A 25316-nucleotide genomic window follows, 5' to 3' on the forward strand; every position below is an offset into this window, starting at 1 on the left:
GCGCTTAGAAAGGGATAACGACGATGAATCCGGAATCTTTTGTGAAAAATGACTGTCCCGATGATACAGATCAAAATCACGGTAAGAATTGCTTGATAACCCGAGTCCATTCACCTCGACTATATGAACGGATATGTGTCAATTGCAGTAACACCACATATTCAAAGTAATGGATTTCGTACGTCGCGCGCGCATTGCATCGACGCCGGCACGTCTCAGGCAAGCAACCGCGGTCCGTCACTCCGCAGCCTCACGATGAAGCTGCCGCCAGTCACCCGGCGTCACGCCCATGCGCTGGGCGAAGACGCGCCTGAAAGCAGAGACCGACTGATAGCCGACCAGATCGGCGACCGTCTCAGTGGACGACATGGAGTTTCGTAGTGCGTTCGCGGCCGCGCTCATTCGGATATCGGTCAGCAAATCCATCGCGGAGCGGCCGAGGCTTGTCTGGAAATGGCGCATGAACGTCGCACGAGACATGCTGCAGAGTTCGGCCAGTTCAGGCAGCGTCCACGCCCGGGCGGGGTCGCTGAACATGGCCGCGGCCGCCGGAGCGAGCCTGGGGTGAGCTGCCAATGCCAGTACGCCGGGGCGAGCCTCACCCGCCTCGCCTGCGGCGCGCAGGGTCAATGCGAACAATGCTGACGACAGCGCGTTCAGCACGGCGCCACCGCCGACCTCGTCGTCGAACGCTTCGGCTCTCATCAATGCAACGAGACGATTCAGGCGTTCGACCTGCAGCAGAGCCTTTGGGGCGTTGTCGAGATGGTCAGTGCGGACCACGAGCTCCAGCGGGAGATAGCTTCGGATCAGCCGGTCGTGTGGAGCCGCCACGACGAAGCGACCGCACAGCATGTCGAACGGCTCGCCGGCTCCGCTGTTTTCGTTGACCAGCAGACTGCCCGAGCTTCGAACCTTCGAAGGCTTCGGCCTGCGGCCGCTGCCGTCGTGCAGAACGTGCGCGGAGCCGTGGGGAAGCAGCACGATATCGCCTGGCTGCACTGCATAAGAAGCGCCGGTTTCCGAATTCTCGAACACGGCCGTCCCGGTGAGCACAACGTGGTAAGGCATTTCCCGGGCACCCGCCTGCGGGTACCGTGTGATCCAGGGAGCTCGCATCGCACAGCGAACTTCGACCTTTCCGGTGATGGTCACGAGCTCCATGAAGCGCGTGAGCCAGTCGATCTGATTCTGCATATCGGGCATCCCCTTCAACGGCGGCATTCCCCCTGCCAGCGAAGCGCCCGCTAAGCGTGCGGCCCGGCGGACGGCCCCATCAGCATGCCAGCGATCGACTTGCCCCGCCGACCGCCGGGCTCTCCGATCACACCGTGACGACGTTCGTCACGACGTCAATATTGCCGTGCACGGACTTCGAATACGGGCAGATCTGATGAGCCAGATGCGCGACGGATTCGACAACATCCTTAGACAGGCCCGGTACGCGGACAGTGAACTCCGCGCCGAGCAACCATGCTGCATCGGTCTGTCCGATGTTGACCTTGATGTCGACAGAGTAGTCAGGCGGCAGCGTGACTTTTTTCAGCTGTGCGGCCATGCCGAACACGGTGGTGTAGCACGCCGACCATGCGCCAGCGAACAGCCGCTCGGCTTTCGGGTGCGGGTCGATGCCGATGTATTCGATCGTCTCAAGGCCCGCCGCGGAGAGGGTGAGGTTGTACGCGCCAAACTTGCCGCGACGGACGTGGGACTCGCGATTCACCGTAGCGTGCGTGCGGCCCGAGGCGAGAATCGTTTCAATCTTTTCCATGATGCATTCCTTCGTCAATATGCGTGTCAATGTGCGTGTCAAATCACGCGTCAAATGCCTTTAATACGCATGCGATGTCATCGCATACGATTAATAAATCAAAGAAAATGGGGGGCTTTTTCTATGCCGTGACCACTTCGAGCCCGATTTCGATATTGCCGCGCACCGCCTTCGAATACGGGCAGCGCTGATGAGCCAGGTGAGCGACGGACTCGATGACGTCCGCCGGCAAACCTGGCGCACGGATCGTGAACTGCGCAGCGAGGCAGAAGCCCTTGCCCGCCGACCCGATGCTGACCTCGATGTCCACCGAATAGTCTGTCGGCAGCGCGACCTTCTTCTGCGCCGCTGCGCCCTCGAACGCGCTGATATAGCAAGCCGACCACGCGCCCGAAAACAACTGCTCGGCCCTCGGATGCAGCTCGGTGGCTTCGAACGCGTGGCTCGCGCCGTCGAAAGCCGACAGCTTGAGGTCGAGGACGCCGTGCTCGCCGCGTTGCAGGCTGGGTTCGTGGTTGAACGTGGCGTGGCTGTTGCCTGAGTAGAGAACCTGTTCGATCTTGCTCATGTTGAACTCCTTCGATATGTGAATAGGAGCACGAACTTTAAGTCGAACAGGTGCACTCGCCGAGTCGAGAAGGGGTCAAAGGCATGCGCGAAAGGATCAAACGACACACCGCGCGAGAGGGAATTGAAAGCAGAGCCGGGGGGTGTCGAGGGCGCCGGCCCTGCGAACACGATCAGGCGTTCCGCTGCCCTTGACGCCGTAGAACCACGTGCGTGGCCTTCTCCGATGCGACGAATTCGGCGCACACGTAACCCAGCGCACGCACGTCAATTCCGGCAAGCAGGGATTCGCCCTGGCCGAGCAGAACCGGCGAGATCGCGATATGCAGTTCGTCGATCAGGCCTTCACGCAGATACTGCCGGATCGTCTCCGGCCCGCCGCCAATCCGCACGTCTATCCCGGCAGCGGCCTCGCGCGCGCGATCGAGCGCCTCGTGAATACCGCCGGTGACGAAGTGGAACGTCGTGCCGCCTTCCATTTCAAGGGGTGCGCGAGCGTGGTGTGTCAGGACGAAGACGGGCACGTGATACGGCGGACTGTCACCCCACCAGCCTTTCCAGTTCATGTCGGGCCATTCGCCGCGAATCGGTCCGAACATGTTTCTGCCCAGAATCCAGGCCCCGACGTTCTCAAACCCACGAGCGGCGAAATCATCGTCAACGCCGGTCGTCCCACCTTCCCTGCCAAACAGAGATCGCTGGAACGTGCGTGTCGGTAAGAGCCATTGATGCAGTTCGGTTCCACCGATGCCGAGCGGGTTGTTGAGGTCCTGATTCGGACCGGCGCCGTATCCGTCGAGTGAGATGGTGAAGCCGTTAACGCGAACGCGTGTCATCACTTGTCTCCGCTTGAATGCTGGGTGGCTTATAAACGGTTGTTGCTTTGTGTACCGGATTCTGACACCGAAAGCCCGTGCACGCGAGTAGTCGGGTACCACATAGGAAGTATCACGCGTCTCGATCCGCGCCGGGTACCGGCAACGTGAACTCGAGCGTCGCGCCCGGCCCACCCCCGTTCACTGCGCGCATGTCGCCGCCATGCGACTCGACAATCGATCGGCAGATCCGAAGCCCCATGCCCGTACCGCTCGGCTTGGTGGTAAAAAAGGCCTCAAAGATCTGTCCCGTGATCTCCGGCGGAATCCCTGCGCCCGTATCGCTGACCGACACCAGAATCCGCCCGCCATCCTGCACCCGCGTTCGAATGCTCAAGTGACGGACTCCGTCGACCTCCTTCATCGCTTCGATGCCATTGACGATCAGGTTCATCGCAACCTGTTGCAGCTGTACGCGATCGCCAACAACCTGAGGCAGATCGGGCGCCAGCTCGACTCGCACCGACGTATGGGTTCGCGCAGCCTCACCCAGCAAGAGTTCGACAGTCTCCCGAATGATCTCGTTGATATCCAGCACTTCACGTTTCAAGGCACCCTTCTCAAACTGCGTGCGAATCCTGCGCATGATTTGAGCCGCGCGCTCGCCGTCGCTCACGATGCTCTTTACGGCGCTGCGCACCTCGACGAGGTCGGGTGCATCGCGATCGAGCCAACGCAAGCACGCGATAGCGTTGGTGATAGCGCCTGTAAGAGGCTGATTGATCTCATGAGCGAGTGAGGCGGCGAGCTCCCCCATCGTCGTGACCCGGTTGATGCGAGCGAGGTCGATCGACGCCTGGCGCAGCGCATCTTCTGCGCGCGTGCGTTCAAGCGAAATGGCGGCTTGCGACGCCAGCATTTGCAGTATCGCGACCCGGCCCGACGTGAAAACACGCGATGCGAGGTTGTTCTCCAGATACAGCGCGCCGCTCAACCTCGACTGATTGACGATGGGCACGCACAGCACCGACCTTGACCGATTGTGTTGCACGTAGTCGTCCGTCGCGTACGCGGCATCGGCTGACGCGTCATCCATCATCACGCTCTCGCGCGTGCGGATCACGTAATGCAACGCCGACTGAAGGAGATCGGACGACGTCACGGCTTGCTGACGAATCGTCACCGCGATCTTTCCTGTGCCCGTGGTCGCCTCCGCTTCAATGTACGTGCCGCCGTTACGGATCAGGATCAGCAACCCGCGCTCCGCGCCGGCGTGCTCCATGGCAATACGCATGAGCCGCTCGATCAGCGCAGGCAACATGATTTCGCCCGACAGGGCCTGCGACGCCTTGACCACGGTCCCGACATCCAGCTGTCCGGCCAGCGCGGCGCCGCCGGCGATCCATGCCGGCGCTCGTTCTTCGCGCAGATGCGGGTACCGGCTGTCGAGGTGTTCTACCTTGCCCGTCGCGCCCCACCGCGCGTAGCCATTCCGCGCGCTCCTGAGATAGGCGTGGCCCGCTGTCTCGATCCCGCGGGACAGATAGAACTTCCCCGCAAGCTCGTTCGCGACAGCCTCGTTGTGAATGAATCCATGGGCGTGCGCGGAGCGAATCGCCTGCTCGTAGAGCGGCATCGCTTCCATGTCGTGCCCGTCGATCCGCGCGATCTCGGCACGCGCCAAGGCAACACGATTTTCGAAGTTGTCAGGACAGTGCTGCGCCCAGATCGCAAGCTGCGCGTGATGACCGGATAACGCCTCGCGGTGCTCCAGCCTGTCCAGCCCGATTGCAGTGTCGAACGCCCCGGCTCGCGCAAGTGCCCCATAGAAATGGTATTCGGCGGTGTCGAAGAAGGACCGCAAGGTCCAGAGAATGGGCTCGGCCTTGCGCGCCGCGTCAATCGCGCCGGCGTGATCTTCCGCGAAGAACCGTGCCTGTAGTTTCCGGATCCAGTATTGACCTTCCGGTAACAGCAACGACGGATTGGTCGTTACCTGCGATTCGAATTCGCGTTCGTCAAAGTGCTCGTCGTCAAACGAACCGAATTGCTTCGTCAGTCCCCGCAATGTTCGAACCAGTACAAGCTGACCCTCGATGACGACCGCGGATCGAGGGAATCGCATATTCGTTGCAAAATGGAATCCGCGCTCGACTTCTTTTTGCACATCCGCAAGATGGTCACCCGCAGCAAGCAGATTCGTATTCAGGTTGTTGAAGCTATACGAAGCGAAGGTCAGATCGCCGATCCGGTTCGCGACGTCGAAGGCACGGCGCAGCAGCGCTCTTCCACCTTTGATATGCGTTCTCCAAGGCGCAATGTGGCTTGCGAACCGCAGATACACGCGCGCCTGGTAGCGATGCAAGCCACGCTCCTCGACCAGGTCGTATCCAAGCCTGCCGAATTCAAAGCCCGCCGCATAGTCTCCAAGATGCGGCCCGGCGAGCATGCCAAGAGAAACGTATGCGAAACAGGATGCGTCACAATTTCCGTGCCGCAGGCTTAGCGTGACCATCCGGCAAAGCACGAGGGCAAGCAGGTTCGCGTCCGTGTACATCGCCAGCATCACGACCTCGGTCAACACCCCCAGGACGTCGAGCAAATCCGGATCGGTGAGCAGCGGCAAAGTCACCAGCTCGCCAATCGTTCGCGTACCGAGTAACGCCGCGATCTGGTTGTACTCCCGAGACACGTCTTCGTCGCTCGGATGAGGCGACCACACCTCGCCAAGTCCCTGCAAATACGCAAGGAACACCTCCACGCCGCGATCGCTGTGACCGATCAGGTCATACAGCGTCAGGCGCAAGCGCGTCACGACCGCGAGATCGTGCGCCGTGTTCGCTCGCTCAGCCAAAACGGAAAGCCGTCTTTGCGCCTTGAACGAGGCGGTGGTCTGCATTTCGCATTCGGCGAGAAGCAGCTCGATCGAGAAAATCAGTTCGTAGCGTTGATCCCACGCTGCATCGGTGACCAGGTCACGTGCAGTGCGCAGGTAGGCCAGCGCCGACGCATAGGCGGTCGACATCTTCGCGCGCCTGGCGGCCATGAGATTCAATTCCGCAAGGCGTTCGCGCTCTGCGACCAGCGTCATCAGATGCGCCCCGCGATTGAGCTGGCTGGTGATTTCAAAGATGCCGTCCTCGAGCGCATCCGCGCGGGTATGCGACACCATCAACATGCCGATGCGCAGGTGCGCCTCGGCCCGCTGTGCCTCCGGCATCAGCGAGTACGCCGCTTCCTGAACGCGGTCATGGACGAATCGATACGCATCCTGAGTCCGTGAAATAAACCCCGCGCGAACGGCGTCCCACAGGTGCCGGTGTATCAGCTCGCTGGACTCCTGGTAGACGATGGCGAGCATCCCGAACTCGGCGTTGTTACCGAGGCAAGCCAGCTGCTGCAGCGCGATCTGTGTTTCGACGGGCAGCCGATGCAGCTTTCCGACCATCAGGTCCACCACATTCTCGGTATGCGCCATCGCGCGGATCCGGTCGAGATCCCAGCGCCACTGCCCTGCACCATAGTCAAACGCGAGCAGGCCCTCTTCCGCAATAGCGGAGAGAAACTGAATCGCGAAAAACGGATTGCCGTGCGTCTTTGTCTCAATCAGCATCGCCAGCGAGCTCACGCGTGCGCGGTCGCAGCGCAGCGCATCCGAGATCAGTTGCTCCAGATCGTTGTGCCTCAGCGGCTCGAGCACGACCTCGCTGACGGCCGCTCCGGCCCGACGGATCGCACCAATCGTGCGCATCAGCGGATGTGTGGCGTCCACCTCGTTGTCGCGGTACGCGCCGATCAACATCAAATGCCCGACCTCCGGATGCGTGAGCAGGTCCGCGATCCAGTCGAGCGTCGCTGCGTCGAGCCATTGCAGATCGTCGAGGAACAGCGCAAGCGGGTGTTCTCGCGTGAACACGCCTACAAACCGGCGAAACACGACCTGGAACCGGCTCTGTGCGTCCTGCGCGGCAAGTTCGGGTACGGGCGATTGCTTGCCGATGATCAGCTCGAGTTCGGGTACCAGATCCACCATGAGCTGACCGTTCGGGCCCAGCGCTTCGCGAATCGCCACGCACCAGCGATCGACCTCGTCTTCGCGCTTCGCAAGAATCGGCCTGATCAATCCCCGGAATGCCGATGCGAGGGTCGCATACGGGATATCGCGCTTGTACTGATCGAACTTGCCCGATGCGAAATATCCGCGAGGCGGTACGAGGGGCTTGTGGAGTTCGTTGACCAGGGAAGACTTTCCGACGCCGGAGTATCCGGACACGAGCACGAGTTCCGGGCGCCCCTGGTCTACGACGCGGCCAAAGGCCTTGAGTAATGCATCGATCTCGGACTCCCGGCCGTACAGCTTCTCGGGAATCCACAATCGGTCCGGCGTATCGTGCGCGCCCAGTACAAACGGTTCGATGCGCGCTTGCGTTTCCCACTGGCTCAGACACCGTTGAAGGTCGTGCTCGAGGCCAACCGCTGTCTGGTACCGGTCCTCGGCCGTCTTGGCGAGCAACTTCACGATCACCGACGAGACGGCAGGCGGAATAACCGGATCGCGCTCGGATGGGGGCACCGCCTGTCGCGCAATATGGCAATGCACCCATTCCATCGGATCGGCGCCGTGGAAAGGAAGTGTGCCGGTCAACAGCTCATATAGGGTGACGCCCAGAGAATACAGATCGCTGCGCGAGTCGATCGAACGATTCATGCGCCCGGTCTGCTCCGGGGACATATACGCCAGCGTGCCCGCGATGATCTCGGGCGCCAGCGGCAACGCGCGCTCACGTGGCAGCCACGATGCCACGCCAAAACCCGTCAGCCAGACCGATCCCGTGCCATCGGCCAGTACGTTAGCGGGCTTGATGTCCTTGTGAATCAGGCCGCGCCGGTGGGTCTCGCCCAGTGCGGCTGCCAGAGCCACGGCAATGCGCAGGAAATCCGCGAGATCCACGGGACATCCATGGTGCTTCTCGATCAGCCGGTCCAGCGGTTCGCCGCCCGGATCCTTGAAAACAAGGGCCGGCCGCCCTTTGATATGCGTCAGTGCGAGCGGCTGAACCGCCCATGCCGAATCGAGCACGCGCGCGAGCGACCACTCATGTTCGAGCCGAAACACGCTTTCGCGCGACGGCCGCTCGGCCGCAGCCATCAGCACGAGGATTCGCTTGAGACTGCGAGCCTCCATTCCGCGGTAGAGAATGAAGTCCGCTGCTTCGTGAAGCGGCTCCAGCACGTAGTCGAAATCCTCTTGCATCGAAAACTCAAAGGATGAGACGCCGCGTACCGATCGCGATCAGCGCCAAAGATGGGCCTGCGTGAGCGCAGCCTGGATGCCGGATTCTACTTCAGAGGACCTCTCGATACGGATGCCGCCGACCTTCACCAATTCCGCCGTGGCAGCAAAATTCTGATTGCACGATTCGATGCGCAGTTCTCCGCCGGATGGATTGAGCGAGGTAGATGACCGTTCGAGCAGCCCGGGCCCGTGCACTCTATTTCACCAATGGCTATCCACAAAGCTCAGGATCGCACTGGCCACGTCGTCCGGTGCCTCTCGTTGCGGGAAGTGGCCGATGCCGTCGAGCACCACGCGCTGGTAGGGGCCGGCAAAGAAGCGTTCCTTGCCCGCCGACGTGTCCGGGTGATTGCATCCGTCGGCGCCGCCGTGCAACACCAACGAGGGCACAGGCAGCAACGGTGCAGGGTTCAACTTCGCCTCATCGTCTGCGTAGGACGGATGCCCCGCTACGAAGCCCCAGCGATGACGATACGAATGCAGCACGATGCTCGCCCAGTCGGGATTGTCAAAGGCGACGGCAGCCTCGTTGAAATCTGCCTCGGTGTACCAACCCGAAGGCGACCACGTGCCCCACATCAGGCGAGTAAAGTTGTGCCGGTCTCGTTCGATCGCGCGTTGTCCGCGCGGCGTCGCCAGAAACCAGTGGTACCAGTAGTTACGCGCCTGCACGTAGCTCAGGGGTTGCAGCGGATCGTTGGTGCCATATCCGACGGACAACATCACGAGGTGCGACGCCACGTCGCTGCGCAACCCACACGCGATAGAGACCGCGCGAGCGCCCCAGTCATGCCCGACGAGCAAGGGCCGATGCAAGTTCATCGCCTCGATAAACTCCAGCAGGTCTCTCCCCAGTGCCGCGAGTTGGCCGCTCACGGGCGTCTCGGGATTTCGAAATCGCGTCGGACCAAACCCCCGGAGCGCCGGACAGAGCACCCGGTAGCCCTCATGCGCAAGACGCGCTGCGACAGGACGCCAGCATTCCGGACTGTCAGGCCAGCCGTGCACCAGCACCGCCGTGCGCTCACCCTCCGGATTCCAGTCGAAGTAGCCGACATTCAATAGCCGCGTCTCGACAAACTGATATTCCATCGCGCCTCCTTGGGCGTTATCGCTGCATTGCGCGGACCTTGACCGGTACCGACTTATAGGAAGGTGTCCCGCTAACGGGGTCGATGTAATCGAGCGGGACCAGCACATTGGCTTCGGGGTAGTACGCACCCACCGAGCCCCTGGCGATCTTGTAGGCAACGACCGTAAAGCCCGAGAGTCGCAATGGCTCAGGCGTGGGCAATATCGCCTCGATATCGACGACATCTCCATGCTCGAGGCACCGCATGGCCATATCGTCTTCGTTCATGAAAATCACATCGCGACGCCCGAAGACGCCGCGATATCGGTCGTCAAGACCGTAGATCGTCGTGTTGTACTGATCGTGGCTTCGCAGCGTGGCGAGTGTGAGCACGTCGTGATCCTTGAACTGCGGCCCCTCATGCACGCCGGTAAATGGAAAGAATTCCGCCTTGCCCGATGCCGTGGTCCACTTGCGCTCAGTCGGCGGGAGCGGAAGCCGAAAGCCGCCGGGCACACGGATCCGCGCGTTGAATTCCCTGAAGTCGGGATACACTGCCTCGATCCCGTCACGTATGCGGTCGTAGTCCGCAATCAGTCCAAGCCAGTCGACTGCGCTGTCGGGCAACGCGGCATCGGCGATGCCCGCAATGATCGCGGGCTCGGAGCGCAGATACGGCGACGCCGGTGTCAGCCTGCCCCGCGAGGCGTGCACCATCGACATCGAATCCTCGACCGTCACCGATTGCGGACCGCTCGCCTGCATATCGACTTCGGTGCGACCCAGACACGGGAAAATAAACGACGCCTTGCCAACAAGCAGATGGTTGCGATTAAGCTTGGTGTTGATATGGACCGTCAGGTCCAGCTTGCGCATCGCGGCAAAGCACGCTTGCGGATCGGGAAGCGCGACGGCGAAGTTGCCGCCAAGGCAGAACAATGCCTTCGACTGGCCGGCCGCGATGGATTGCATGGTCTTGACCGCGTCGTGGCCATGATGCGAAGGCGGCTTGAACCCGTATGCCTTTTCCATACGTTCAAGCATGTCAGCCGCCGGCTTTTCAGTGATGCCGACCGTGCGGTTGCCCTGAACATTGGAATGACCTCGCAAAGGGCAAATGCCTGCACCCGGCTTGCCGAAATTCCCGCGCAACAACAACAGGTTCGCGATCTGCTGCACGTTGGCCGTGCCTTTGTTGTGCTGCGTGATCCCCATGCCATACGTCACGATCGTGGCATTCGACTTCACGTAGGCTTTGGCCACTGCTTCGAGGCCGGTGCGAGGCAAGCCGCTAGCCTGTTCGATGTCGTCCCATGCCGTCGCCCGGATATCCTCGGCAAACGCATCAAAGCCATTCGTATGTTCGCGGATAAAGTCGTAGTCGATGACGGAGCCATCGGCGTTCGCCGCGTCGTCCAGATCGAGGATGGCTTTAAGCACGCCTTTGAGCGCTGCAGCGTCGCCACCGACCTTGACCTGGTAGTACGACGAAGCGATATCGGTCGAGCTGAACGTGATCATCTCGAGCGCCTCCTGAGGATCGGCGAATCGCTCGAGCGCCCGCTCCTTGAGCGGGTTGAACACAATGATCGGAACGCCCCGCCGCGCGGCGTGATGCAGCGTGCCCATCATGCGCGGATGGTTGGTACCCGGGTTGTGGCCCATCGCGATGATCAGATCGCAATGCTCGAAGTCGTCGAGCGAGACGGTGCCCTTGCCAATACCGATCGACATGGGCAAGCCGACACTCGTCGCCTCGTGGCACATGTTCGAGCAATCGGGAAAATTGTTGGTGCCATACTCGCGTGCGAAGAGCTGATAGAGAAACGCCGCTTCATTCGACGCACGGCCCGACGTATAGAACTCGACCTCGTCGGGATCCTCGATCTGCCTGAGCACCTCGCCGATGCGTGCAAACGCCGCTTCCCATTCGATGGGCTGATAGGTATCGCTCGCTGCATCGTAGGCCATCGGATGCGTCAAGCGTCCCTCATTCTCGAGGTCGTAATCGCTCCATTCGCGCAGCGACGACACCGTGTGGCTCGCAAAGAACTCCGGCGCGACGCGCTTTTTGGTCGCTTCCCACGTGACCGCCTTGGCACCGTTCTCGCAAAACTGGAAAGTCGACTTGTGCTCCTTGTCGGGCCACGCGCAACCCGGGCAGTCGAATCCATCGGGCTGGTTCGTGTGGATCAGTGTGATCGGCGCGATGATCGCGTCCATCTGGGTGCGCACCGCTTCAGCGGTAGCCTTGAGCGCACCCCATCCGCCCGCAGGGCTGTCGTACCGTTGAATACCGGGTACTTCACGCTTCTCAGACATACACCCTCCGGTCAGTAGCTTGTGGAATTTGATGAACGATCACGCATTGACGAATTGAAGAGTTGAGGCATCGACGCATTGGCGCATCGATGCAGCGACACGCCGACACAGTCGATTAATGCGTCACCGCGTGAACCAGTAATTTGAAAGGCAAGGTCACAAGAAACGTCGCAGCGACGCCGCCTAGCCAGAGGAGGACGAACCAGAGCAGGCGCTTGCCGTGGGTACGAGTGCCGGTGGCCGGGCCTTCGCAACTGCCGCTGCCACTGCCTGGTGCCATTGCTTCGAGATCGGGATCCATGGAGGTCTCCGTGCGCCTGCTAGCGCAAATGCGAGCGAGTGCGAGCGCCAGTGTCCGTGTCGGTGCCTGTATCAGTGATAGTGCGCACCGCGTTCCACCTTCCCGCGGAACACCCAATACCCCGCGGTGGTATAGACCAGGATCACCGGGATGATGATCACGGCGCCAACCAGCGCAAATATCTGACTCGAGCGTGGCGCCGCAGCCTGGGCAAGCGTGATCGAGTTTGGAACGGCGTAAGGCCAGATGCTCACGCAGAGGCCGATATACCCCAGCAGTACAAGCAACAACGCGAGAACAAAAGGCGCATTGTCGTGGCGAACGACGACGCTTCGATACATCAGTGCCGCGACGATCAGCACGAGCACAGGAACGGGATAGAGCCGTGTGCGGAACGACGAATCGAACCACCGCGTCGCGATTTGCGCATCGGTCAGCGGGGTCCAGATGCTGACGGCGACGATAAAGCCGAGCAGCACGAGCGTCAGCGGCCAGATCAGCTTGTGCATCCTCTGCTGCATGTCTCCATCGAGCTTCGTCACCAGAAAGCAGGCGCCGAGCAACGCATAAGTCACCATCAGACCCATGCCGGTAAAGAACGTGAATGGCGTTACCCAGAAGAATGCGTCACCGGAAAACACGCGATTCTGTACGGGAATGCCGTGAATAAAGGCGCCGAGAATGACGCCCTGAAAGAACGCCGCACCTGCGGAGCCACAAATAAAAGCGAGGCTCCAAAGGTTCCGTGTCTTGTTGGCCGCGCCGCGCAGCTCGAACGACACACCGCGAAAAATCAGGCAAACGAGCATAAAGACGATCGGCAAATACAGCGCCGACAACACCACCGCGTAGACCACCGGAAACGCAGCCAGCAGCGCGGCGCCGCCGAGCACGAGCCACGTTTCGTTGCCGTCCCATACGGGCGCGATCGAATGGATCATCATGTCGCGCTCTTCGGTGTCCGGGAAGAACGGAAAGATCATGCCGATGCCCAGATCGAAGCCGTCGAGCGACACATACATGAACACACCCAGCGCGATGATCGCAGCCCAGATCACTGTCACGTCCATTCATCACTCCTGTGGTGATCGATCACGCACGGCCGATTCGACTCGTACGACCCCTATGCCACGCGCGAGGCATGCGGCTCGCTCGACTGATACGACAGATACGACTCACTTGACCGCCGCAAGCGGCCGGCGGCCGGAGACGGTGGCATCCTCGGAAGGTGCTGATACGGGTTCTGGTTCGCCGGGAAGCGGAGGCCCCTCGTTGATCAGCTTCACGATGTAGTAAATGCCCGTGCCAAACACAAGGAAGTACACCATCACGAAGATGAGCAACGACAGGCCGGCCGATTGCGGCAGCACTGGCGATACGGCCTGCGACGTGCGGAAGTAGCCGTAGACGACCCAAGGTTGCCGACCCGCCTCAGTCGTAATCCAACCCGCAAGAAGCGCGATAAACCCCACAGGGCCCATCGCCACCATCGCGCGCTGATAGAGCCGGTTCTCAAAGACGCGCCCGCCGATCCGCAGCAACGCACCGATCACGGCCGTCAGGATCATCAGCATGCCCAGGCCGGCCATCACGCGGAAAGTCCAGAAGATGAGCGAGGAATTCGGACGGTCCGCTTTGGGGAATTCCTTCATGCCCCGGATCTCGCCGTCCCACGTGTGCGTCAGGATCAGACTGCCCAGATGCGGGATCTTGATCGCATAGCGTGTGACTTCTGCATCCATGTCCGGAAAGCCGATCAGGTTGAGGGACGTGCCGCCCTTCTCCGTTTCCCAGAGACCCTCGATCGCCGCGATCTTCACGGGCTGGTATTTGCGGGTATTCAAGCCGTGCTGATCGCCGACAACGGCCTGGATCGGCGCAAGGATCAGCAGGAGCCAGAGCGCCATCGAGAACGACGTCTTGACCGCCTCGTCGCGGCGGCCCCGCAACAGATGCAAGGCGCCTGTGGCGGACACCACGAGCGCTGCGCAAATGAACGCCGCGATGCTCATGTGCGCAAGCCGATACGGAAATGACGGATTAAAAATAATCTGCAGCCAGTCCTGCGGAACGACCTGGCCGTTTTCGACGGTAAAGCCCTGAGGGGTTTGCATCCAGCTATTCGACGCAAGAATCCAGAACGTCGAAATGAGCGTCCCGACGGCGAGCATCAGCGTCGCAAAGAAATGCGGCAATTTCCCGACCTTCTCCCATCCGAACAGACAAATGCCGAGAAACCCGGCTTCGAGAAAGAATGCCGTCATCACTTCATAAGTCAGCAGGGGCCCCGTGACGGGCCCTGCGAACTGCGAAAACCCGGACCAGTTGGTCCCGAACTGGTAGGCCATCACCACGCCCGATACCACTCCCATGCCAAAGCCGATGGCAAAGATGCGTGCCCAGTATTTGCACAGTTGCTGATAGTGCAGCTTGCAGGTTCTAAGCCAGAGAAATTCGAGCAAAGCGAGAAAGCTCGCGAGTCCGATGCTGAGCGCCGGAAACACAATGTGAAAAGACACGGTGAACGCAAACTGCAGCCGTGACAAATCCAGCGCGCTTGGATTCATGGGTCGCTCGGCAATCGATAGGTTGGTCCGACTATCTACTTGGAACGCGACACCGTATTGAACAAAATAACTGGTGTTTCGCGCGCCCGATCCATTCGCTTATCTTGCGCTCGATCTCATCCTGCGTGCGACACGGCGTCGTCGTGTCGCGTGTCATGTCGCGCCATGGAAGCCAGTCGGTCGGCTTCACACCCGTCGAAATGCGCTCGCCGCCATTGGCCCGGCGTGGTGCCGATGCGCTCGGCAAACACTCGGGTGAGGTGGCTCTGATCCGCGAACCCGGACGACGCAGCAATCGAAGCAAGTGCCTGTTCCGGGTCCTGCATCAGGCGCATCGCGACCTCGAGGCGCTGCGATATCAGCCAACGGTGCGGCGTCGTGCCCATGTGGCGACGGAACACGCGCACAAAATGATTGATCGACATCCCGCATGCCGCGGCGGTCTGCTCGAGACCGATGTCTTGATCCAGATGCGCAAGCATGAACTCCTTCGCCTGCTTCAGCCTCGCCTGTGCAATCACGGCGGACACCGATGCGAAATGGCCTGCCGATTCACCGTATGCCGCGGTCTCGTGCTGGAATCGAGTCATCATTGCATCCTGCCTCTCGTGCCCATGGGCTGCGCCGTTCGCCGACATCGGCTGATGTCTTGTGGGGAAGGTAAGACGCGGTGCAGCAAAAAACCATCGTCACTTTGGACCGCCATTACCACCCAGAGGACAAGGGTACCTATACGAAGGTTTTATTTCAGTCGGGCACACATGCGCTCACACCGATACCGCTCGGCAAAACGCATTGCTTATCCACTTATATGCGTTGACCAAATTAATACGGATTGATGTAATCTCGTCGACATTGATTTCGCTTACCGACCTTGATGGGTCTGCCTATGCTCGCCTGTGCTGTCGAAACCGCGCAGCCCTCCGTGGTCTACGTCGTCGATGACGATTCGTCAGTCCGGGACGGCGTGGGACGGCTGTTGCGCTCGGTCGGACTCCAAACCGAGGTGTTCGACGATACCGATGCGTTCCTCGCGTTTCACCGGCCGCAGGTACCGAGCTGCCTGATCCTTGACATCCGCCTGCGCAATAAAAACGGCTTGGCGTTTCAGCAGGACATGGCGCGTCTGGGCGTGCAGATGCCCGTGGTCATCGCGACGGGCTTTGGCGACGTCGAAATGTCGGTGAAAGCCATGAAGGCCGGGGCATCGGATTTCATCGAGAAGCCATTCCGCGAGCAGGATTTGCTCGATGCGGTGAACAGCGCGCTGGCACGCGACACCGAGAGGATCGTGCGTGACCGTGCCATGGAAGACACACGCTCGTCGTATCACACGCTGACGCCACGAGAGCGCGAAGTGCTGAACCTGATTCTTCGCGGCCTAATGAGCAAGCAGATCGCCGCCGAGATCGGCGTCACCGCCATCACAGTCAAGCTGCATCGCGCGCAGATCATGAAGAAAATGGGTGTGCGGTCGGTCGCGTCTTTGGCGTTGAAGGCGGCCGCCCTCGGGATCGAGCCGTCGCCGGTGTGATGGCGGGTTTCCCGCGCGCGAACTCGGAGCACTCGCTCGCGCTCACGCGACGACACTGGATTACCACCAGACGATGCATGTTTCAAGGCCGCGCGGCCGATGTCGCACCGAACCGAATCGCGGCGGATCGATTTACAAATCAATCACGGTGTCTTCCTTCGGCCGCGCACAACAAATGAGCACGTTTCCCTCGCCGGGAGCGTCGAGCGGGTCAGGCAGATAGTCGACCGTGCCCGAGATCAGGCCGCTCTCGCAGTTGTGACACACGCCGCTGCGGCACGACCATCGGACGGGCACATCGCAGGCCTCGGCCAGCTCCAGCAGGCTTTGATATCTCGAAGGATGCCAGCGCACGGACACGCCGCTTCGGGCGAACGAGATCAAGGGGCCGCTGCCCTGCTCGCCTTCGGGCTGATGCGGGGTCTTGGGCAGGCTTGCGTCGACGATGCCGGGCTTGAGCGATGCACCACCCGCGAACACTTCCGTACGGATGTTGCCGGATCGTAAGCCCAGCGTCATCAGAATGCCTTGTGCGTCCGACATGAAGGCGTCGGGACCGCAGATGTACGCGACGGCGTGTGAAGGGATCCCCCAGGCTTGCAGCTGTTCCTTTGTCGGGCGGCCCGGGACGTCGAAATCCTTGCCCTGGCGGTCTCGTTCACCAGGGCGGCTAAACCAGATCCGGCAACGCGAGTTCGGCAATTGCGCCAGCAAAGCATCGACTTCCTGCTTGAACGGATGATGCTCGCCATCACGCGCGACATGCATCCAATACACAGCACGACTCGAGCGTGTGTGCGCGAGCTCGTGGAGCATGGCAAGGACCGGTGTGACACCGATGCCGGCGCTGATCAGTACAACCGGGGCCTCACCGGGTTCCAGAAAGAAGGCCCCTCTCGGCGCGCTCACCTCCAGCGCCTTTCCCACTGTCACGTCCTGACTCATATACCGCCCCGCAGCGCCGTGCGGTTCGATCTTGACGCTGATGCGGTAAGCGCGATCCGATGCCGCCGCCGAAAGCGAATAGCTGCGCAGCAGCGTCGTACCGTCGCTCCCGCGCAGCCGAAGCACGACGTACTGTCCGGGCTTCGAAGGTGGCAGCGGATCGCCTCCGGTCCGTTCCAGATAGAACGAGACGATCCCGGCGGCCTCACGCGAAATGGATGCCACTTTCACGCTTTGAAATCCCGATGCCACACGCTGAGCGGTACTCGCGGGCGCGAGGCCCGGGTTGCCGTCACCTCCTGTCTTCGCGCTCTGTAGAAGCTGCTCGAACGACCAACGCCAACCCGGCGACAGCGCGGATATCCGTAACGCGCGCTCAAGCTGCTGCTGTGGATGACTGGATGAATAGAGCAGTGCATTGATCGACGACACCGACATGCGTTCGCTTGCCGACTCGCCGATCTTGACGATCTCGTCGCCCGCACCGACATCGCCTTCCTCCAGCACGCGGAAGTAGAACCCGGTCTTCCCGCTGGCGGTCAGCAGCGCAGGCATGCGCGGCTCGTCGAGCCGGATGCCGACGCGATAACACGTGACACGCGGTTGCGTCACCTCGAAGACGGCACTGCCAATTCTGTAACGATCACCGATACACACGACGTCATCGGTGAGTCCTTCGATCGTGAAGTTCTCGCCGAATTGTCCGTGCGTCAGGTCGTGCTTCGACAAGTGCTCTCGCCAGTGCGCGTAAGCCTCGAGCTGGTAGACAAAGACGGCCCGATTCTCGCCGCCATGTCCGCCGAGGTCGCCCTGACCGTCGCCGGCGAGATTCAGCCGACCCACCGTGCATCTTCCGGAAACGGGGGCCTTATAAATCCCTGTGTGGACCGTATTGCCCCGCCACGTGATATCGCGGGGCAGACCCACATTCACCGATACGAGTCGAGCCATCTTGTCTCTCGCTGCACGACGCGTGCCGTATCAAGTCATGCTCATCGACGTGCTCACCTACGCGCTCACCCAAGTGCTCATGCACTGACGCGCTCAAGCGCTTCGCAGATCACATCGACCACCGCGGCAGGTGCCGTGACGCTCGGGGTGTGATCAAACGGGTGAGCGTGGATCGTCGCCTTCATCCGCTCCGCCATGAACCGTTGCGTGCTCGCCGGGATCATGTGGTCGTGTTCCGCGAGCAGATAGTAAGCCGGAACGTCTTTCCATGAAGGGCGGCCAACGGGCGTCATGATGCATTGAGGGGAGATCGGTCTTTGAACGGCGGCCAGCACGGCTTGCTCGTCAGCGCTGGCGTTTTGAGCGAACGCCTTCCCAAAGCTCTCGGTCGGCAGCCACATCACACCGTGTGCGTCCGGAGCGAGTTTCGGCGCGCTTGCGTGCGGCGTGTCGCGACCGAACACTTCGGCCACGGTCTCGCCTTCGTCCGGCGCCAGCGCGGCCACATACACGAGCGCCTTGACCATCGGGCTGGCCACAGCTGCCATCGGCGCGCCACCATAGGCGTGGCCGACCAGAATGACCGGGCCGCCGACTTTCTCCACGACACGCTGCACGGCGTTCACGTCATCCTCGAACGACGTCAGCGGCATCGGCACGGCCACAGCATCGATGTGCTTTGCGTGCAGACCTGTGATGACTTTGCTCCAGCTCGAACCATCCGCCCAGGCACCATGAACCAGAACCACCGTAGCGTCGCCTGCCATTTGAATCTCCTATCGATGTAGATGACCCGCATACCGTCGTGATACTGCGCGGTCGCGGTTTTTCGTTTCAGGCCACGATGACATCCAGGCTCCGATACCGCCCGGCCCCGATGGATACCGTTGCCTTGACCATCATCGAGTGTGCGTCCGCCAGCGGGGTGAAACCAGAATCCCGGGGTCTATTTCCGAGAGACCAAGGTATGACGCGCAGGCCGCGATCTGCACGAATAATGGACAAGTGTCCTCCACCGGGGTCCCTTTACGCGTGTCTCCGATCGGCCAATACTTCACTCAAGCTTCACGGCATTCAATGACCACGACGGATCTTCTGAATGCGCATGTGAATACCCATTAAATGAATATTTCATTTAGTTCCATTAAATATTATCTGGAGTTGCGCGATGAAAGCGATCGTACTGAACGGTTTTGGCGGACTTGAAGCGTTGACGTATCAGGACATTCCGAAGCCGAAGGCAGAGCCGGGTATGGCTGTGATTAAAATCAAGGCGTTCGGGATCAATCACGCAGAAATTCATATGCGCCGTGGCGAATGGGCGGAAGCGGCCCCCGTCAGTGGTATTGAATGTGTCGGCATCATCGAGGAATGCCCGGGTGGTGAATTCGAAGTCGGCGCGAAAGTTGTCGCCTTGATGGGTGGCCTCGGACGCACGATCAACGGTAGCTACGCCGAATATACGTCTGCACCGGTGACCAATATTGCGGCGATCGAATCCAATCTGTCGTGGGCGCAATTGGCCGCCATTCCGGAGAGCTTCGCCACGGCGTGGACGACCCTGTTTCGCAATCTGAAGATTCAAAAAGGCCAAACCATTCTGATCCGTGGCGCGACGTCATCGCTTGGAACTGCGGCAGTGAAACTGGCCGTCAACGCCGGTCTGAAGGTGATCGCGACGACGCGCAGTGAATCCCGCTTCGACCAGCTGCTGAAACTGGGTGTGACTCGCTGTGAAGTCGAACGCCCGGATCTGTCCGAGCATTTGAAGGAAGCGAAGCAACTCGATGCCGTGCTGGACCTCGTCGGAAACAGCACCGTACTCGATTCACTGCGGATCGCGCGCCGCGACGGAAAGGTGTGTCTCGCGGGTTGGCTCGGTGGCCTCGCGCCGATTCCCGAATTCAATCCTTTGCTGCAAATGCCCAGCGGCGTGGATCTGACGTTCTTTGGCAGCTTTGTATTCGGAACGCCGGGATTCCCGGTGTCGGATATCCCGTTCCAGTCGATCGCGGCGGATATCGAGGCAGGAAAATTCTCGGCGGACCCCGCCCGCGTGTTCCAGTTCAGCGAAATCCGCGAAGCACATCGCGTGTCGGAAGCCAATGAAGCCAACGGCAAACTCGTTGTGGTACACCCGGAATAAACGAGCGCCGCAGGGTTTATGGTGCCGATAAATCGGGATGATTTTGAAAGACCGACGCGACCCATTCTGCGAATTCTCGCGTCGCGGAAGTCACGTGATCGCGATGCAGGAAAATCAGTGACAAAGGAATCGGCGGGGACTTGATTTCAGGCAGTATCTGAATCAATTTCCCCGCCGATATCAGCTCACTCACCAGGTATTTCGAAGGCTGAATAATTCCAATCCCTTCGACGCCCGCTCCGACATAAGCCGCACCTTCGTTGACGGCACAGCGACTGCGGAAGATATGTTTGACAATCTGGTCAAACTGCTCGAATTCGAATGGGACGATTTTCCCCGTTCTTGCCGAGACATAATTCACGACCAGATGTTTCTGCAAGTCCTCAAGCACCGTCGGAACACCATGCTTTTGCAGATAGGCCGGTGACGCACAGGTGACCACCTGCGCATTGCCGATGCGACGCGCAATCAGGCTCGACTCTTCGAGAAACCCCGCACGTATCGTGCAATCGACACCCTCTTCGATCAGATCGATATTTCGATCAGTCAGGCCGAGTTGCACGTCAATCTGGGGGAACCGCTCAAGAAACGGGTTCAGTGCCGGGATGATCAGGCCATTCGCCAGCGTGGCCGACGTATCGACCCGGACCAGACCGCTCGCCGCCGATCGCTCCGAGCGAAGATCCCCCTCCAGTTCAGCCAGTTCACGCACGAGCTGCTGGCAGTGATCGTAGTAACGGCGTCCTGCGTCGGTGAGACTGACTCGCCGGGTGTTCCGGCTGAACAGACGGACACCCAATTGCTCTTCAAGCGTCTGTACCGCGCGACTCACGGTCCCTCTGGGCACATCCAGTGAGTCGGCGGTCTTGGTGAAGCTGCTGGTCTCAGCGATCCGCAAGAAAATCTTAATGGCTTCAAGCCGTCCCATCATGATTGCCCCAGGAAACCGGATTGCAGATACGTCAATCAGTGCGCTGCGGGAAGCGTGAAATCGAATCGCATTCCGCGCGGCAAGTTTGGCACACACGTCAGTGTGCCGCCGTGCGACTCCGCGATCGACCTCGAAATGGCCAATCCCATCCCCAGCCCCGTCGCCTTGGTACTCACAAAAGGCTCGAACGCTTTATCGGCAATGTCGTTCGCCATGCCCGGACCGCTGTCGATCACCGACAGGACGACTTGTCCGCACCGCGAATAGGCCGCGCCAAGTTTCAGCTGCTTATGCGGCTCGACGTCATTTCGCATGGCTTCCATTGCATTCACAATCAGATTGAGTACCACCTGTTGAATCTGCACGCGGTCGCCGCACACTTCGCATGAATCTGTCGTCGAATCGTAGTGAATGTCGATGCCAATACGCTCGACCTCACCGCGCAGAATCTCGAGCACTTCGCAAACGACCTCGCTCAGATCGAAGCGCTTCATTTGCGGTCCGGATTTGCGCGCCAGCGCATACAGGCTGCGGACAATAGCGCCCGCGCGCGTCGCATCAATGACGATGCCTTCAAGCGCCGCGCGCACTTCTTCGATGTCGGGACGCGCCCGGTCAAGCCACCTCAGTGCTGCATTCGCACCGGTCAGGGCCGAGCCGAGCGGCTGGTTGATTTCATGCACGATCGACGCAACGAGTTCACCCATCGCCGTGAGCCGTGCAGTACGAGCCAGTTCGGCCTGAGCGCTTTGCAGACGTCGAGCGACAGCTTCGCGTTCAGCGCGCTCTGCCAGCACGCGCGAATAGAGTCGCGCGTTTTCCAGCGATAGTGCTTGCGTGCATTTCTTCAAGTCGTCCACCACGCGCGTCGACTCGGCTTCGTGTCTCTCCTGGCAACTGGCCATCTGTGTGTCCTCCGTGCTCAACAGCAATGCATCTCGAACTGTTTTCGCAAAGCGATCGTTAGAGATATTTCAGAATCTTTCGAGGAGGGACGTCTGTTGCGCGAGCTAGCAGCGATATTTACCGCGAACAAGCATCCCTAAGTATATGTATCGACGACCCCGGTCTGATCGAAACCCGTGACAAGCCATTCAAGCTATTCGACGTTGAGCGACGTCAAGTTACAAGTCGACGTCATCGCATCGGAGCGATATGCTTGCCGCTACTGCAGAAGACGGAGGAACCATGCGAGTTGAACACCCCACCATCGGATACGAACGCGAGATCGACGTCGCAGAACAAGCCTGCGTGTATGTCGTCGATGATGACGAGCGCATGCGTGCTTCGATCAGCTCGTTGCTTCGCTCGGTTGGCGTCCGGGTCGAGACGTTCGCCTCAGCCCGCGACTTTCTGGCTTTCAAAAGAACTTCAGGTCCGAGCTGTCTCGTTCTCGACGTTCGCCTGCCCAATGAGTGCGGGCTTGAATTTCAACAGCAGCTGAGCGCCATTGGCCTCTCCATGTCCATCGTGTTTATCAGCGGCCACGGCGACATCCCGATGACCGTTCAGGCGATGCGTGCAGGCGCAATCGACTTCTTGTCCAAACCGTTTCGTGATCAGAATCTTCTCGATGCCGTGAGAAATGGCCTGCGTCAGGACAGAGGACGCGCCGACACGGAGCGCACGATCTCTGTGCTTCGCAAGCGCTACGAATCACTGACCGCCAAGGAACGGAAGATCATGGAGTTTGTGCACGCCGGACTGTTGAATAAACAAATTGCCGATCGCATGCACTTGAGCGAAATCACCGTCAAAACACACCGGGCACTCGCGATGAAGAAGATGGGTAGCCGATGCATTGCCGAATTCGTGCGAGCCGGTGAAATGCTGCAGCTGGACCCTACGCATCGTTTCGTGCTTCGACCCGAGTTGGTGTAGTGAACGCTTCAACCCGTGCTTAGCCGAAACGCGGTCGGCTTCGGAACCGCGGCTTGCGATCAGCACGGGCTGCGGAAATCATGAATCCCGTCTCCCTTCTGGAACGCTTTGGAGCCTAAGCGACAGGCGTGGGAGAAATCGTGGGAACCAACGTGGAAACACGCGTAGAAAGCGGCCCGCGCTTAGCCCGGAACACCTGCTTCGCGAAGCCCCGCAGCAATCCTCGCCAACACAGGCGATGAAAAAAGAATCGCACCCGTGATGTCGCCGACGGTCAGCCGCGGGTAGTGATCGACCAGCGTGCGCGCGCCGTCTTCGGCCTTTCTCCGCTCACCCGCCGCGGCATAAGCGGGCACCAGATTGCGATGAATCCAGAGGGCCTTCGGGTTCAACGCGAGTGCCTGTTCCATGCGCCGGATCGCTTCCCCATGGTTGCCCTCGATGAAATGCGCGGCCCCGAGCCCCGCTAACGCGTTAAACGGCGGCTGATCGAGCGGCGCCAGTTTGATTGCCGCACGGAAATGACGCACAGCCGCGCCCGGATCCTCCGCGAAGTTGGCCAGCCAGCCGCTTCGAATGCGTGTCTCGGGTATCTGCCGGTCCAGTTGCAGAGAACGGCTCAGCAACACCTCGGCACCGTTCGGATCGCCAACCAGCATGCGTGCTGTCGCGATGGTCGTCAGGCACTTCGGATCATGGATGCCGCCGCGCGTGGCCGACGCCGCGTAGTAACGGCTTTCGGCCCGGTCGCCATCAATGTTGCTCGACCAGTTATAGACGACGCGCTGCGCATGACACCAGGCCGCGAGCGCGAGTGCACAGGGCTCATCGGGGTTCTCGTCGAGAATGTCCTTCAACAATGTGAGCGCCATCTGATTCGCCGCCGGCTCGAGGCTCGCGGTCAGCCTGCCCGCTTTCGCGATGCGGTTGTGAAGGCGACGATCGTCGTCCGCTTCATCGCTTGCCGCCCGCATCGCGGCACCCATCGCCTCCGCCGTCTTCTCGACCCATTCCTGAAGATGCGAGACCGGCGACCGCTCAAGCTCGATCTGATCAGCCCACATCACGGAGCCCCGACGCACGTCGATGCACCGTAAGGACACCTGCGCGGCATGGCGCTCCCGGACGATCGCGCCCCGGATGGCGAAGTCGATGTCGGCCCGATCACTCAGGAGCCGGCTGGCGCGCTCGCCGTCCACCACCACGAAGGACCCCTGACGCCAGAGGCTCGTACTCAGGCTCGCTGCGACTCTCAGGCCTATTGCAGCGGTCTCGTCGCCTCGCGGTGCCAGCTTGAGCGGCTCGAGCATGACACCAGGCCGGGGCCCGCTTTGCTGAGGCGTCCGATGACTGCCAGCGATGACTTCGATGCGCGGCGGCGGCGCGGTGGCCAGCTGGATGTCCTTGATACCCAGCTCGCGGCTCAGGCTACGACGCGTCGACGCCGCGTAGGCGGTTGCCTCATCGACCCGACCGCAGCGTTCAAGCAGCTGCACAACGCGCGCATGGCCCCATTCGCTCCACGGCTCGGCAGCCACGAGTCGACGCGCAGCGGACAGTGCTTCTTCCGGTCGCGCCCAATCCAGGTCGACTGCGGCGCGAAGCAAGGTGCTACGGAGTCCGCTCAACGCATCGCGCTCCGAAGCGATCCAGGCCTGAAACGCGGGTTGCCCTGCGACCTCTACATCGGCCAACGGCAAGCCGCGCCAGAGTGCCAGGGCCTCGTGAATACCCGGTTTGTCGAGCGGGCTCTCGGCCAGCGCGCGCATCGCAATGGCGTCGACCGTGAGTCCGTCGGTAACAAATGCCACTCCGTCAGACGAGATATCGAGCCAGGGCCCGACGACGAGCTTGAGTTTCGACAAACTCCAGCGCAGTTCGCCGCGCGGGTCGGCTGCGCCCTGCCACAGCAGGTCGCACAGCTCGTCGCGCAGACACCGCTTCTGCGCCAGCGCCAGATACGCGAGCAGGCCGCGTGTCTTGCGCGAAGCCGGGAGTTCGCAGCGCACACCGTCATGCATCACGAGCGTCTGGCCCAGGACTCCTACGGTCAAGTTCGAATGGCTGGTCTCGCTGGGACGCATGAAATAGCTCCGATCATTCCCACGCCGGTCTCTTCGGCGCTGTCGTTTGAATCGATGCTATCACGCGGATTTGTGTGGGTTATGGCAGCAGGTAACGGGTCACACACACCCTGCTGCGAGCGGAGCGAGCTCA

General features: G+C 60.6%; 19 protein-coding genes. 3 read left to right on the plus strand and 16 right to left on the minus strand.

Going from position 1 to position 25316, the window contains the following annotated elements:
- Positions 1–237: 237 nt before the first annotated feature.
- From ACMFWR_RS24405 to ACMFWR_RS24455, 11 genes are all read right to left on the minus strand, one after another.
- Positions 238–1224, minus strand: a complete 987-nt coding sequence (locus ACMFWR_RS24405; protein ID WP_413197267.1) for a cupin domain-containing protein — start codon at positions 1222–1224, stop codon at positions 238–240.
- 100 nt (positions 1225–1324) lie between these two features.
- Positions 1325–1771, minus strand: coding sequence for an OsmC family protein (locus tag ACMFWR_RS24410; protein ID WP_413197268.1), 447 nt, complete (start codon positions 1769–1771; stop codon positions 1325–1327).
- A gap of 121 nt (positions 1772–1892) precedes the next feature.
- Positions 1893–2339, minus strand: coding sequence for an Ohr family peroxiredoxin (locus tag ACMFWR_RS24415; RefSeq protein WP_413197269.1), 447 nt, complete (start codon positions 2337–2339; stop codon positions 1893–1895).
- A 172-nt stretch (positions 2340–2511) separates the two neighbouring features.
- On the minus strand, positions 2512–3174 hold the full coding sequence (locus tag ACMFWR_RS24420; RefSeq protein ID WP_413197270.1) for a dihydrofolate reductase family protein: 663 nt from the start codon (positions 3172–3174) through the stop codon (positions 2512–2514).
- 112 nt (positions 3175–3286) lie between these two features.
- A complete protein-coding gene (locus tag ACMFWR_RS24425) occupies positions 3287–8407 on the minus strand; it encodes an AAA family ATPase (protein ID WP_413197271.1) in 5121 nt (1706 codons plus the stop codon).
- 243 nt (positions 8408–8650) lie between these two features.
- Positions 8651–9541 (minus strand): alpha/beta fold hydrolase, encoded by an 891-nt coding sequence (locus ACMFWR_RS24430; RefSeq protein ID WP_413197272.1) that lies wholly within the window; start codon positions 9539–9541, stop codon positions 8651–8653.
- Between the two features lie 16 nt (positions 9542–9557).
- Entirely contained in the window at positions 9558–11843 is a 2286-nt protein-coding gene (locus ACMFWR_RS24435) for an FdhF/YdeP family oxidoreductase (protein ID WP_413197273.1), read from the minus strand.
- A 115-nt stretch (positions 11844–11958) separates the two neighbouring features.
- Complete coding sequence (locus ACMFWR_RS24440; protein WP_413197274.1) at positions 11959–12144, minus strand: hypothetical protein; 186 nt, start codon at positions 12142–12144, stop codon at positions 11959–11961.
- A gap of 71 nt (positions 12145–12215) precedes the next feature.
- Complete coding sequence (cydB, locus tag ACMFWR_RS24445; protein WP_413197275.1) at positions 12216–13214, minus strand: cytochrome d ubiquinol oxidase subunit II; 999 nt, start codon at positions 13212–13214, stop codon at positions 12216–12218.
- Positions 13215–13319: 105 nt separating this feature from the next.
- On the minus strand, positions 13320–14711 hold the full coding sequence (locus ACMFWR_RS24450) for a cytochrome ubiquinol oxidase subunit I (RefSeq protein ID WP_413197276.1): 1392 nt from the start codon (positions 14709–14711) through the stop codon (positions 13320–13322).
- Between the two features lie 116 nt (positions 14712–14827).
- Positions 14828–15304, minus strand: coding sequence for a helix-turn-helix domain-containing protein (locus tag ACMFWR_RS24455; protein ID WP_413197277.1), 477 nt, complete (start codon positions 15302–15304; stop codon positions 14828–14830).
- Positions 15305–15600: 296 nt separating this feature from the next.
- Here ACMFWR_RS24455 and ACMFWR_RS24460 point away from each other — a divergent pair, with 296 nt between their 5' ends.
- Complete coding sequence (locus tag ACMFWR_RS24460; protein ID WP_413197278.1) at positions 15601–16245, plus strand: response regulator transcription factor; 645 nt, start codon at positions 15601–15603, stop codon at positions 16243–16245.
- A 132-nt stretch (positions 16246–16377) separates the two neighbouring features.
- On the opposite strand, the gene ACMFWR_RS24465 is transcribed toward ACMFWR_RS24460, so the two are convergent.
- Complete coding sequence (locus tag ACMFWR_RS24465) at positions 16378–18141, minus strand: MOSC domain-containing protein (RefSeq protein WP_413197279.1); 1764 nt, start codon at positions 18139–18141, stop codon at positions 16378–16380.
- Positions 18142–18218: 77 nt separating this feature from the next.
- Positions 18219–18908 (minus strand): alpha/beta fold hydrolase, encoded by a 690-nt coding sequence (locus ACMFWR_RS24470; RefSeq protein WP_413197280.1) that lies wholly within the window; start codon positions 18906–18908, stop codon positions 18219–18221.
- Between the two features lie 401 nt (positions 18909–19309).
- Here ACMFWR_RS24470 and ACMFWR_RS24475 point away from each other — a divergent pair, with 401 nt between their 5' ends.
- Entirely contained in the window at positions 19310–20287 is a 978-nt protein-coding gene (locus ACMFWR_RS24475) for a zinc-binding alcohol dehydrogenase family protein (RefSeq protein WP_413197281.1), read from the plus strand.
- A 16-nt stretch (positions 20288–20303) separates the two neighbouring features.
- Here ACMFWR_RS24475 and ACMFWR_RS24480 read toward each other — a convergent pair whose 3' ends face one another.
- Both ACMFWR_RS24480 and ACMFWR_RS24485 read right to left on the minus strand, forming a co-directional pair.
- The gene (locus ACMFWR_RS24480; RefSeq protein WP_413194970.1) at positions 20304–21218 is read right to left on the minus strand and encodes a LysR substrate-binding domain-containing protein; all 915 of its coding nucleotides are present in this window, start codon (positions 21216–21218) and stop codon (positions 20304–20306) included.
- A 35-nt stretch (positions 21219–21253) separates the two neighbouring features.
- Entirely contained in the window at positions 21254–22123 is an 870-nt protein-coding gene (locus ACMFWR_RS24485) for a sensor histidine kinase (RefSeq protein WP_413194971.1), read from the minus strand.
- A gap of 283 nt (positions 22124–22406) precedes the next feature.
- On the opposite strand from ACMFWR_RS24485, the gene ACMFWR_RS24490 reads away from it, so the two are divergent.
- Positions 22407–23099, plus strand: a complete 693-nt coding sequence (locus tag ACMFWR_RS24490) for a response regulator transcription factor (RefSeq protein WP_413197337.1) — start codon at positions 22407–22409, stop codon at positions 23097–23099.
- A 182-nt stretch (positions 23100–23281) separates the two neighbouring features.
- Here ACMFWR_RS24490 and ACMFWR_RS24495 read toward each other — a convergent pair whose 3' ends face one another.
- Positions 23282–25183 carry a BTAD domain-containing putative transcriptional regulator gene (locus ACMFWR_RS24495; protein WP_413194972.1) on the minus strand — a complete coding sequence of 634 codons (1902 nt, stop codon included), beginning with the start codon at positions 25181–25183 and terminating at the stop codon, positions 23282–23284.
- Positions 25184–25316: the final 133 nt, after the last annotated feature.

Origin of the sequence: Pararobbsia alpina (genome assembly GCF_965118125.1) — a bacterium.
GTDB classification, from domain to species: Bacteria; Pseudomonadota; Gammaproteobacteria; order Burkholderiales; family Burkholderiaceae; genus Pararobbsia; species Pararobbsia alpina_A.

Excerpts from the sequence above, each read along its gene's own strand:
- ACMFWR_RS24465 (WP_413197279.1), bottom strand. The coding sequence starts at position 18,141 with ATGGCTCGACTCGTATCGGTGAATGTGGGTCTGCCCCGCGATATCACG.
- ACMFWR_RS24440 (WP_413197274.1), bottom strand. The coding sequence starts at position 12,144 with ATGGATCCCGATCTCGAAGCAATGGCACCAGGCAGTGGCAGCGGCAGT.
- ACMFWR_RS24450 (WP_413197276.1), bottom strand. The coding sequence starts at position 14,711 with ATGAATCCAAGCGCGCTGGATTTGTCACGGCTGCAGTTTGCGTTCACC.
- ACMFWR_RS24495 (WP_413194972.1), bottom strand. The coding sequence starts at position 25,183 with ATGCGTCCCAGCGAGACCAGCCATTCGAACTTGACCGTAGGAGTCCTG.
- ACMFWR_RS24430 (WP_413197272.1), bottom strand. The coding sequence starts at position 9,541 with ATGGAATATCAGTTTGTCGAGACGCGGCTATTGAATGTCGGCTACTTC.
- cydB (WP_413197275.1), bottom strand. The coding sequence starts at position 13,214 with ATGGACGTGACAGTGATCTGGGCTGCGATCATCGCGCTGGGTGTGTTC.
- ACMFWR_RS24425 (WP_413197271.1), bottom strand. The coding sequence starts at position 8,407 with ATGCAAGAGGATTTCGACTACGTGCTGGAGCCGCTTCACGAAGCAGCG.
- ACMFWR_RS24435 (WP_413197273.1), bottom strand. The coding sequence starts at position 11,843 with ATGTCTGAGAAGCGTGAAGTACCCGGTATTCAACGGTACGACAGCCCT.
- ACMFWR_RS24415 (WP_413197269.1), bottom strand. The coding sequence starts at position 2,339 with ATGAGCAAGATCGAACAGGTTCTCTACTCAGGCAACAGCCACGCCACG.
- ACMFWR_RS24405 (WP_413197267.1), bottom strand. The coding sequence starts at position 1,224 with ATGCCGCCGTTGAAGGGGATGCCCGATATGCAGAATCAGATCGACTGG.
- ACMFWR_RS24485 (WP_413194971.1), bottom strand. The coding sequence starts at position 22,123 with ATGGCCAGTTGCCAGGAGAGACACGAAGCCGAGTCGACGCGCGTGGTG.
- ACMFWR_RS24410 (WP_413197268.1), bottom strand. The coding sequence starts at position 1,771 with ATGGAAAAGATTGAAACGATTCTCGCCTCGGGCCGCACGCACGCTACG.
- ACMFWR_RS24475 (WP_413197281.1), top strand. The coding sequence starts at position 19,310 with ATGAAAGCGATCGTACTGAACGGTTTTGGCGGACTTGAAGCGTTGACG.
- ACMFWR_RS24420 (WP_413197270.1), bottom strand. The coding sequence starts at position 3,174 with ATGACACGCGTTCGCGTTAACGGCTTCACCATCTCACTCGACGGATAC.
- ACMFWR_RS24455 (WP_413197277.1), bottom strand. The coding sequence starts at position 15,304 with ATGATGACTCGATTCCAGCACGAGACCGCGGCATACGGTGAATCGGCA.
- ACMFWR_RS24470 (WP_413197280.1), bottom strand. The coding sequence starts at position 18,908 with ATGGCAGGCGACGCTACGGTGGTTCTGGTTCATGGTGCCTGGGCGGAT.
- ACMFWR_RS24480 (WP_413194970.1), bottom strand. The coding sequence starts at position 21,218 with ATGATGGGACGGCTTGAAGCCATTAAGATTTTCTTGCGGATCGCTGAG.
- ACMFWR_RS24490 (WP_413197337.1), top strand. The coding sequence starts at position 22,407 with ATGCGAGTTGAACACCCCACCATCGGATACGAACGCGAGATCGACGTC.
- ACMFWR_RS24460 (WP_413197278.1), top strand. The coding sequence starts at position 15,601 with ATGCTCGCCTGTGCTGTCGAAACCGCGCAGCCCTCCGTGGTCTACGTC.